This window comes from Fischerella thermalis PCC 7521 (assembly GCF_000317225.1).
Classification (GTDB): Bacteria; Cyanobacteriota; Cyanobacteriia; order Cyanobacteriales; family Nostocaceae; genus Fischerella; species Fischerella thermalis.
Window position 1 is genome coordinate 1 of record NZ_AJLL01000056.1, and the last position, 1,131, is coordinate 1,131.

Consider the following 1,131-nt stretch of genomic DNA (forward strand, 5'->3'; position numbering starts at 1 on the left):
CCACAAAAACAACAACAGCATCACCACCATCCTACCCCTCCACTTGGCAAAAAATCAGACATTTCCCAGTGGTTCTACATACCTTTCTGGAAACCGTCTTTACTGCAAACACAGCTTGAAGTTGAACAAGCAACGCCAAAATCTTGTATTTTGCTGTTTGTTGATGAGTGTGGCTTGGGTAACAAACTCCTAAAACAACTGCAACAACAAAACTATGATGTAATCAGTGTAAAAGTTGCACATAACTTCACAAGGTTAAACGAGTCTGAATATACCCTCAATCCTCAACAACCTGATGATTATGATGCTTTAATTCAAGAACTTTTCAAACAACAAAAGTTACCAAAAAAGATTGTTCATTTGTGGAGTGTCACACCTGGTTGTCAACAACAATTAGATTTTGAAAAAGTTGAGCAAGCTCAAACAAGAGGATTTTACAGTTTACTATTTCTGGCGAAAGCTTTGGCAAGACAACAAACCAATGATGATTTTGAGATTACTGTTATTTCTAATCACTTGCAGCCAGTTACACCGACGGAGTTAGTTTCTCCAGAGAAAGCAACTTTACTTGGAGCAATTAAAGTTATTCCCCAAGAGTATGCAAATATCACTTGTCGCAGTATTGATGTGATTATCCCTGCAAATGGCAGTTGGCAAGAACAAAAACTTGTGGAAAGTTTGCTTGGGGAATTGAGTATTTCTAGTTGTGAGAAAGTGATTGCTTACCGGGGTGGTAATCGCTGGATACAATGTTTTGAGCCGGTGCGCCTTGAGCAGGTTAAGAGCAATACGCCACGATTGAAACAAGGGGGAGTCTATCTAATTACCGGTGGACTTGGAGGTATTGGACTTGTTTTGGCTGAGTATTTGGCGACACAAGTAAAAGCGAAACTGGTGTTGATTGGACGAAGAGCTTTTCCTAACCAACAGGAGTGGTCTGAGTGGTTGCTGACTCACGACCACAATGATGTCATTAGCTGCAAGATTCGTAAACTCCAACAACTTCAACAGCTGGGTGCAGAGGTTTTGGTTTTGGCTGCTGATGTTACTGATTTACAACAAATGCAGCAGGCGATCGCTTCTGCATATTCCACTTTTGGGCAACTCAATGGGGTTTTCCATGCGGCTGGA

The 1,131-nt window shown here is 41.2% G+C and carries 1 protein-coding gene; it reads left to right on the top strand.

Annotation, left to right across the window (positions count from 1 at the left end):
* On the top strand, positions 1 to 1,131 hold a 1,131-nt coding region (locus tag UYK_RS24205; protein ID WP_040469211.1), incomplete at both ends, for a KR prefix domain-containing protein.